Annotated in this window: 6 protein-coding genes; 5 read left to right on the forward strand and 1 reads right to left on the reverse strand. The window is 71.8% G+C overall.

Going from position 1 to position 9,236, the window contains the following annotated elements; all coding sequences use genetic code 11:
• The first annotated feature begins 112 nt into the window (after nt 1-112).
• The 3 genes from ACFWGJ_RS37260 to ACFWGJ_RS37270 all read left to right on the forward strand — a co-directional run bounded on the left by ACFWGJ_RS37260 (nt 113) and on the right by ACFWGJ_RS37270 (nt 5,196).
• Nucleotides 113-1,555: a diacylglycerol/lipid kinase family protein gene (locus ACFWGJ_RS37260; protein ID WP_387333403.1), complete on the forward strand. Its 1,443-nt coding sequence runs from the start codon at nt 113-115 to the stop codon at nt 1,553-1,555.
• A gap of 149 nt (nt 1,556-1,704) precedes the next feature.
• Entirely contained in the window at nt 1,705-3,330 is a 1,626-nt protein-coding gene (locus ACFWGJ_RS37265; RefSeq protein ID WP_387333404.1) for a succinic semialdehyde dehydrogenase, read from the forward strand.
• A gap of 78 nt (nt 3,331-3,408) precedes the next feature.
• A complete protein-coding gene (locus ACFWGJ_RS37270) occupies nt 3,409-5,196 on the forward strand; it encodes a GMC oxidoreductase (protein WP_387333405.1) in 1,788 nt (595 codons plus the stop codon).
• A gap of 216 nt (nt 5,197-5,412) precedes the next feature.
• On the opposite strand, the gene ACFWGJ_RS37275 is transcribed toward ACFWGJ_RS37270, so the two are convergent.
• Nucleotides 5,413-6,381, reverse strand: coding sequence for an LPXTG cell wall anchor domain-containing protein (locus ACFWGJ_RS37275; RefSeq protein WP_387333406.1), 969 nt, complete (start codon nt 6,379-6,381; stop codon nt 5,413-5,415).
• 284 nt (nt 6,382-6,665) lie between these two features.
• Here ACFWGJ_RS37275 and ACFWGJ_RS37280 point away from each other — a divergent pair, with 284 nt between their 5' ends.
• On the forward strand, nt 6,666-7,901 hold the full coding sequence (locus ACFWGJ_RS37280; RefSeq protein WP_387333407.1) for a hypothetical protein: 1,236 nt from the start codon (nt 6,666-6,668) through the stop codon (nt 7,899-7,901).
• 20 nt (nt 7,902-7,921) lie between these two features.
• Complete coding sequence (locus ACFWGJ_RS37285; RefSeq protein ID WP_387333408.1) at nt 7,922-8,785, forward strand: hypothetical protein; 864 nt, start codon at nt 7,922-7,924, stop codon at nt 8,783-8,785.
• Nucleotides 8,786-9,236: the final 451 nt, after the last annotated feature.

A 9,236-nucleotide genomic window follows, 5' to 3' on the forward strand; every position in this document is an offset into this window, starting at 1 on the left:
CCTCGGGGAGGGGCTGCGCCCCGTCCCACCCAGGGGCGCGGGGAACGGCGCAGTCTTTTGGTTTTCAGGGGCGCGGGGAACTGCGCAGGTCAAGGCAGGAAAGGCGGCAGGCGTGGGCCTGGATCTTGACGGGCGGGCGCACGCCCGGCAGCGGTGGGCGGCACGCAGCGCCCTGACCGGCGCAGCCCTCGCGGTACTGCTGCCGCTCGGCTACGGCGGAGTCACCAGCCTCCTCCTCGTCGCCGTGGGCGCACTCGGCACGGCCGTCACCGTGGCCGCCCTGTGGTGGGTGCTGACCCTCAGGGGCCCGTCCCGCGCGGCAGCCGTGGCGCTGGCCGTCACGACACCGGCCGCCGTCGTCTGGTTCTTCGCCGCCGAGAACCTGCTCTGGGTCGTCATCGTGTCCCTGACCCTGTGGGGATTCGCCGTCTGGGCCGGGAAGTTCGCGCTCAGCACCACCAAGTCGCACACGGTGCGCGTGCGCGAGCACCGGACTCCCGCGCCCACCCGCCCCTTCCTCATCATGAACCCGCGGTCCGGGGGCGGAAAGGTCGAGCGGTTCGGGCTGAGGGAGAAGGCCGAGAAGCTCGGGGCGCGGGTCCACCTCCTCGACCCCGAACGGCACGAGGACGTGACCGAACTCGCCCGCCGGGCCGTCGCGGACGGCGCGGACCTGCTCGGTGTCGCGGGCGGGGACGGCACGCAGGCGCTGGTCGCCGCCGTCGCCGCGGAGCACGGCATACCGTTCCTCGTCGTCAGCGCCGGCACCCGCAACCACTTCGCCATGGACCTCGGGCTCGACCGCAACGACCCGGCGGCGAGCCTCGACGCCCTCACCGAGGGCGGCGTCGAACTCCACGTCGACCTCGGCTTCGCCGACACGTACCCCTTCGTCAACAACGCCTCGTTCGGGGCGTACGCGGTCGTCGTGCAGAGCCCCGAGTACCGGGACGACAAGGTCCGTACGACGCTGGAGCTGCTCCCCGAACTGCTCACGCACCAGCGGGGGCCCCGGCTGACCGCCCGCGTGGAGGAGACGGGCGGGACGGCCGGCACGGGGACGGGGGGTGCCACGGCGGCGACCGTCGTCGACGGGCCCCAGGCCCTGCTGGTGAGCAACAACCCCTACCGCATGGACGATCCGGCGGGCCTCGGCTACCGCGAGCGCCTGGAGTCCGGTGTGCTGGGTGTCCTCGGCGTCAGGGTCGAGAACGCCGCCGAGGCCGCCGGGCTGCTGCTGGGCAGGCACTCCACCGGGCTCACGGTGCTGACGGCCAGCGAGGTGGTCGTGGACGCCGACCGCCCCGAGATCGAGGTCGGCGTGGACGGCGAGGCCCTCATGCTGCCCACGCCGGTACGGTGCCGGATCGAGCCCGGAGCCCTTCGCGTACGCGTCCCCGGGAACCGGCCGGGCGTACCGGAGACCAAGCCGCCCATGGACTGGCGCCGGCTGCGCAAACTGGCGGCGGCGGTGGGGCGTACGGCGCTCCCCAAGCACCGGGCCCTGCCCCGGGAAGAGGCCCTGCCCGCGAACCGGACACCTCCCACGGCCTGACCCGCTGTTGATCCACCGTCGATCGAGGACCGGACAACGCCCTGATCAGGCCATTTACTGCCAGTGATCACTGGCGCATTGTGTGTACTCGGTGAAACCCTGTTACCGACGGGTACCCAAAGAGCTCGGGCAGGCATACCCTGCGGCTCATGACGGACTCGCAGGCCCCGGCACAGGCCCCGGAAAAGACCGGTACCAACCCTCTCGCGCCCGCCCCCGAAGGCGCCCGTACGGCTGCTGACGTGGTCACGCCCGAGCTGATCGCCCAGCTCACCCGTGGCGTGGTCGGCTCGGGCCGCACCGCCAACCACACGCCGTTCACCGGTGAGAAGCTGGCCGACCTGCCCGAGTCCACCCCGCAGGACGTGGAACTGGCCTACGAGCGGGCGCGCGCCGCCCAGTTCCTCTGGGGCCAGATCCCCGTCAAGGAGCGCGCGGCCGTCCTGCTGCGCTTCCACGACCTCGTGCTCGCCCGCCAGGCCGAGGTCCTGGATCTGATCCAGCTGGAGACCGGCAAGGCGCGGCTCCACGCCCACGAGGAGGTCCAGGCGGTCGCCGTCGCGGCCCGCCACTACGGCCGCCGCGCCCCCTTCTACCTGCGCCCCAAGCGGCACGCGGGCGCCATGCCGACCCTCACCAAGGTCACCGAGCTGCGCCACCCGCGCGGTGTCGTCGGCCAGATCGCCCCCTGGAACTACCCGCTGGAACTCTCCGTCGGCGACGCGCTGCCCGCCTTCGTCGCGGGCAACGCCGTGGTGATGAAGCCCGACACCGAGACCTGCCTCACCGCCCTGTGGGCCCGTGACCTGCTGATCGAGGCGGGCCTGCCGGCCGACGTCTTCCAGGTCGTCCTCGGCGAGGGCCCGGTCATCGGCCCCGAGGTCGTCAAGCACGCCGACTACGTCTCCTTCACCGGCTCCACCCGCACCGGCCGCGAGGTCGCCCAGGGCGCCGCGGCCCGGCTGGTCGGCGTGTCCCTCGAACTCGGCGGCAAGAACGCCATGCTGGTCCTGGAGGACGCCGACATCGACCGGGCGGCGGCCGGCGCGGTCCGCGCCTGCTTCTCCTCGGCCGGACAGCTGTGCATCAGCATCGAGCGGCTGTACGTCCACGCGTCGATCGCGGACACGTTCCTGGAGCGGTTCGCCGCCCGCACGAAGGCGATGCGCCTCGGCACGTCCCTCGCGTACGGCGCCGAGATGGGCTCGCTGGTCGGCGAACGCCAGCTGGAGACCGTGACCCGGCACGTCGAGGAGGCCGTCGCCAAGGGCGCGACCGTCGTCGCGGGCGGTGTCGCGCGCCCGGACATCGGCCCGTACTTCTTCGAGCCGACCATCCTCGACGGCGTCGAGTCGCCGATGGCGGTCTGCGGCGAGGAGACCTTCGGCCCGGTCGTGTCGATCTACCGGTTCACGGACGAGGACGAGGTGATCGCCTCCGCCAACGCGACGGCGTACGGCCTCAACTCGTCGGTCTGGACGAAGGACGGCCGCCGCGGCGCCAAGGTCGCGGCCCGGCTGCGCACCGGCACGGTCAACATCAACGAGGGCTACGGGCCCGCGTACGGCAGTGTCCAGTCGCCGATGGGCGGCATGAAGGACTCCGGCCTCGGCCGCCGCCACGGCTCCGAGGGCATCCTCAAGTACACGGAGGCCCAGACGGTCGCCCAGCAGCGCCTGCTGCCGATGGCCCCGTCCCTGGGCATGGACGACGAGAAGTACGCCCGGTTCATGAGCCGCAGCCTGCGCCTGATGAAGGCGTTCCGGTTCAGGTAGGCGCCCCGGGAGGGGCGCGGGGAACTGCGCGCCCAGCCACGACGCACCCGCACGGCACACTCAAAGGGGAGACAGCACGTGCCTCAGGAAACGTATGACTACGACGTCCTCGTCGTGGGCTCCGGCTTCGGCGGATCCGTCACCGCCCTGCGCCTGACGGAGAAGGGCTACCACGTCGGCGTCCTGGAAGCCGGCCGCCGCTTCACCCGAGACACTCTGCCCAAGAACTCCTGGGACCTGAAGAACTACCTCTGGGCGCCGAAGCTCGGCATGTACGGCCTCCAGCGCATCCACCTGCTCGGCAACGTCATGGTGCTGGCGGGCGCGGGCGTGGGCGGCGGTTCCCTCAACTACGCCAACACCCTCTACGTACCGCCGAAGCCGTTCTTCGAGGATCCGCAGTGGAAGGACATCACCGACTGGCAGGAGGAGTTGAAGCCGTACTACGACCAGGCGCAGCGCATGCTCGGCGTACGGCTCAACCCGACCATGACCCCCTCGGACGTCCATCTGAAGGCGGCGGCCGGGCGGATGGGCGTGGGCGACACCTTCCACATGGCGCCCGTCGGTGTCTTCTTCGGTGACGGCGAGGACGCCGACGGGTCCGCGAAGGCGCGGCCGGGGGAGCAGGTCGACGACCCGTACTTCGGCGGCGCCGGCCCCGCCCGCACCGCGTGCGCCGAGTGCGGCGAGTGCATGACGGGCTGCCGGCACGGCGCGAAGAACACCCTCAACGAGAACTATCTGTATCTCGCCGAGAAGGCGGGCGCGGTCGTCCACCCCCTGACGACCGTCGTGTCCGTCACGGACGACTCGCAGGGCGGTTTCGCCGTCTCGACGCTCCCCACGGATCGCGGACGCAAGGGCGCAGAGCGCGAGGGGCGGGTCTTCAAGGCCCGCCGGGTCGTCCTCGCCGCCGGCACGTACGGTACGCAGACCCTGCTGCACCGGATGAAGGACGGCGGCCAGCTGCCGTACCTGTCGAAGCGGCTGGGGGAGCTGACCCGTACCAACTCCGAGGCGCTGGTGGGCGCGCAGACCAGCGACCGCCGCTACCGCAAGGCCACCGGCGAGGCGAGGGCCGACTTCACCCGCGGGGTCGCCATCACGTCCTCGATCCACCCGGACGCCAACACGCACATCGAGCCCGTCCGCTACGGCAAGGGCTCCAACTCGATGGGCAGCCTGTCGATCCTCCAGGTGCCGTACACGGAGGGCTCGTCGAGGGTGCTCGCCTGGCTCGTCAACGCGGTGAAGCACCCCACCCTCGTGGCGCGTTCGCTCTCCAACCGCCGCTGGTCGGAGCGGACCATCATCGGCCTGGTGATGCAGTCCCTCGACAACTCCCTGACGACGTACCTCAAGCCGAAGGGCGCGGGCAAGGGCCTGCTGACCGCACGCCAGGGGCACGGGGCCCCCAACCCGAAGCAGATCAGGACCGCTTCGGAGGGCGCCTCCGCGATAGCCGCAGAGATCAACGGTTTCCCGGGCTCCAACGTCGGCGAGCTGATGGGCACCCCGCTGACGGCCCACTTCCTGGGCGGCTGCCCGATCGGCGCCTCCGCCGACGAGGGCGTCATCGACCCCTACCACCGGCTGTACGGGCATCCGGGGATCTCCGTCGTCGACGGCGCCGCGGTCTCGGCGAACCTGGGCGTCAACCCGTCGCTGACCATCACGGCACAGGCCGAGCGCGCGATGTCGTACTGGCCCAACAAGGGCGAGACGGACCCGCGCCCGGCGCCCGGCGCGGCCTACGAGCGCCTCAAGCCGGTCGACCCGCTCACCCCCGCGGTCCCGGCGGACGCCTTCGGCGCCCTGAAACTCCCGTTCCTCGGCATACCGGCGATCCCACCGAAGAAGTAGAGGAAGGCAACCGACAAAGACGAAGGACCTGCGCCCCCCTCCGAGCGCAGGTCCTTACGTCTTGTCGCACATACAGCAAGTCGAGTCGGTCATGCGTGACGCGTCATGTGTCCTATGCGCCGTCAACGGGCCCGTCAGGGCCCTGTTGAGGGCGCGGGGAACTGCGCGACAAGCCCCCACCGGGCCCGCAGTCAAACACCGGCCCTCCAAGCGGAGCTACTCGCCGGCCTTGCGACGCCGCGCAACGACAACGGCCCCCACCCCAGCGGCCAACGCAAACCCACCGACGAGCCCGATCGTCGGCAGCGCGGAGCTGGACCCGGTCTCGGCAAGATTCCCGGTCACCTGCGGAGTGTTGGTCTTGTCCGGCTTCTGGTCGCTGACCGGCGCCTTACCGCCTTCCTGCGGCTTCGTGCCACCGGTGTCCGTACCCGCGGCGACGATCTGGAACTTGTACGCGACCTCACCGAAGCCGGTGCACTCCGCGTCGTCGTCGCCGTAGATCGTCGCGCCGAGCGAGAAGCCCGCGCCGACCGGAGCGGTGGACTTCACGTTGATACGCAGGGGGACGAGCACCTCGTAGTCGGGCTTGAGCTCGTCGGTGTAGCCGACGAAGCCGACCGCGTAACCCTCTTCGTCGAGGTCCTCCCAGACCTTGTCGTCCGGGTTCCAGGCCTGGAGCCGCACCTGCTTGCTCTTGAAGAGGTCCGTGCCGTCCACGTCGGAGGAGGCGCCGGCGAGGAAGTCCAGGTCCTGGAGCGTCGAGTCGGAGGAGTTGAGGACGCTCAGCGAGAACACGTGCCAGCCGCTGCCCACGGCGATCTTGCCGGGCAGGCCGGTGATGCTGACGTCGACCTTGGTGTCCTCGCACACCGACGGCTCGGGGTCCGGGGTCTCGGACTCCCCGGGCGGGGTGGTGCTCGGCGCCGGGCTGGTCGCCGGCGGGGTCGAGGTCGGCGTGCCCGCGGGGGTCGTGGCGGCCGGCGGCGTCGTCGTGGGCGACGCGGGAGGCGTCGTCGTCTCGGTGGTCTCGGTCTCCGTCGCGCCCGGCGTCACGGAGGCCGTGGTGGTCTCGGTGCCGGTGGGCGTGGGGTCGGTCGCATAAGCGGCCGGGGCCGACAGCAGCGCGAGCGGGGCTATGACAGCCGTCGTGGCCGCAGCGGCCATGACACGGCGAAGCTTCATGAAGACCTCGGAAAGTCCGGTGCGCCGCTACGTCACGGCACGAGATTCGGGAGGCCTCCGCGTGGCGGACACGGGTACGGCCATTGGTTGCGTAAGAGAGACCTGTGACTCCTGTGAAGGGTTGTCCTCACACTCACAGAATTCTTATGTGGGCTGGGTCACAGTCGGGCCCGACTTGTGAACTCCCTTGCCCACGCCTTAGAACTGACCCTCGGTCGACTGTTCGAGCACGTCGGCCGGTATGCCGAACGGCACGTCAGCCATGGGGGAGAGGCGCGAGCGTCGTGAGTGAGAAGCCGTCCGGGAAGGCGCCCAAGGAATCCGGGGAGCCCGGGGAGTCCGGGGAGCGCAGGGAGCCCGACGGGTCCGGGGAGTCCATACCCGACGACGTGTGGGAGCGGTTCGTCCAGGACAGCGAGCGGGACATCCGGATCTCGCAGGCCCCCAAGGAGCCGTCCGCGCGCGCCCGCATGGTGACCGAGCGGCTGCGGCAGCAGGACGCGCGCGGTGAACTGCCCCCGGCCTGGCGCGCGGACCCCGTCGGCCAGGGGACGGGCGGGCGCAGGGCCCGGCGCCGCAAGGTGTGGACGGTCATCGGCATCCCGCTCGCCCTCGTGGTGGCCGTGGTGGCCATGAAGCCGTCCCTGCTGCCGGGCGACCCCTTCGGCACGGACTTGGCCCCGGGCCCGGGCGCGCAGACCGCTCCGCTGCCCGCGGAGACCGCGCCCGAGACCGCGGCCCCGGCTGCCGCGCCCGGCGCGCCCACCTTGGAGGAGCCCTTCGCCGGTTCCCCGGCCGCCCGGTACGCCGACGGCGCCGCCGGGATCGTACTGCCGGAGGCGAAAGCGGTCGGCGCGTTCTCGAAGGAGCAGGTCGCCGGGGCCCTGGAGCAGAGCAAGGCCCTGCTCGTCGGGGCGAACGTCGACCGCGGGACGCTGCTCGGCAACACCCCGGAGACCGTCCTCGGCGAGGTGCTCGACCCCAAGCAGCCCGAGCTGATCGACGACCTGAGGTCCTGGCTGCGCAAGCCCGGCAAGGACCACGATCCGCTGCGTTTCTTCAGCCGCTTCGACCCGGGCGAGGTACGGCTCGTCGGCGACGTGGTCAAGACCCGTGGCCGTACGACGTTCGGGGGCGGCAAGGACGGGGCGCTGGACATCCACGTCGACTACACCTTCGTGTACGCGCTGGCCCCCGCCGACCAGGACTCCACCGAGGTGGCCCGCACCATCGTCCGCCGCGTCATCGACCTGCGGCTGCTCAACCCCGCGAAGTACGAGGCCACGCCGGGCAGGCTGGCGGTCATCAGGTACGACGACGACATCGCCAACTCCGCCTGCGACGTCTACGACGGCTTCCTGCATCCGCGGCTGGCCTCCGGCGGCCCGTCGGGCGCGGAGCCGAGCGGTCCTGCGGTCGACCCGTACGACCGCAGCCGGGACATCGGAGACGACCCCGGTGACTCCGGTGACTCGGAGGGCTCCGGCGAGGAGCCGTGCGGGACGGTGTCGCGCACATGATGAAGCGGATGATGAAGCACGTGACGACGCACTTGACGACAGGGGCGAGGATGCGGATCGCGCGCCCTCTGGTGGCCGCGTCGGCCGTCGCCGCCCTCGGCTGCGTCGCGGCGTGCGGCGGGGGCGGGAGCGGGGACGACGCAGGCCGGGACGGGAAGTCGTCGGCGTCGAAGGCGGGCGGACGGACGACGGGCGGGGAAGGGTCGAAGGCGCCCGCCGGGGAGGGCCAGGACCCTGCGGACCCGCAGGACACCCGGGCCCCGCAGGACACAAGCGACCCGCGGGGCTCCTCGGGCGGTGGCGCTCCGAAGGGCGACGGGCCCCTGACCGAGGCGGAGTTGAAGAAGGCCGCGCTCGCGACGGGTGACGTCAAGGGCTTCGAGGTCAAGGAGTCGGAAGGGGCGGACCTGCTGGGCCAGACCGTCCCTGCGACCCCGACGAAGTGCCAGCCGATCGCCGACATGTTCCTGTTCTCCACCGACCCGGCCCCGCGGGCGGGCGTCAGCCGCGGGGTCGTGCCGAAGAGCGACACGAACGCCTCGGTGATCACGTTCGCCCTCCTCGCCCACACGTCCGGCGAGGCCGACAAGGTGATCGACGGGCTGCGTGCGGCGACCGAGGACTGCACCGCGTACCGGCACGCCGACTACGACTACAAGGACGTCGAGGCGGTGGCCGGCCCGGACCTGGGCGACGAGTCCGTCGCGTTCAGGCTGGTCGCCTCGATCGAGGGGGCGGAGGTGCCCGCCGCGTACACGGTCGTCCGCGACGGTACGACCCTGGTGGCCTTCAGCTCGATGAACATGCTGGACGCGGATGAGATCAAGGTCCCGGCCGAGCTGGTCAAGGCGCAGCTGGCCAAACTGGCGAAGAAGACCGCCTAGCCTCACCGGGAGCCGGGAGCCGGGAGCCGGGAGCCGGGAGCCGGGAGCCCAGACCCTCGGAGCCGTGAGCCGGGGCGGGCGAAGGGCCCCGCGGGACGATCCACGGGGCCCTTCGTGGTCAGCACCGACGTCAGGGCAGCGCCGGTGCCTGGGGGAGGCGGCGCCGGGGGGTAGCGCCGCCTGTTGGCTTGTCCGCCGGTCTGCGCCCGGCGCACCCGGGGAGTGCGCGTGGTCTCGACCAATGGCGGTAGGGCGGTGCAATACGGATGTCGCTTGAGGACTCGGGGTGTTCTAGGCATCGTGCTCGATGGGCCGCGGCCTACGCAACCGTTTCGACCGCCCTTGCACAGATTCCGCCGGGGGGGGGCCGGGGGGCCCCGCGGCCGCCCCGAATTGGTGGGCCGGGGGGGGGGCCCCGCCCGCCCGGGCCAGAGGAGGGTAGCGGGGCCCC

Source organism: Streptomyces sp. NPDC060205, from assembly GCF_042728395.1.
GTDB lineage: Bacteria > Actinomycetota > Actinomycetes > Streptomycetales > Streptomycetaceae > Streptomyces.

What these genes read in the sequence shown, in the direction of transcription:
- ACFWGJ_RS37275 (WP_387333406.1), bottom strand. Translation starts at nt 6,381, where the DNA reads ATGAAGCTTCGCCGTGTCATGGCCGCTGCGGCCACGACGGCTGTCATA.
- ACFWGJ_RS37265 (WP_387333404.1), top strand. Translation starts at nt 1,705, where the DNA reads ATGACGGACTCGCAGGCCCCGGCACAGGCCCCGGAAAAGACCGGTACC.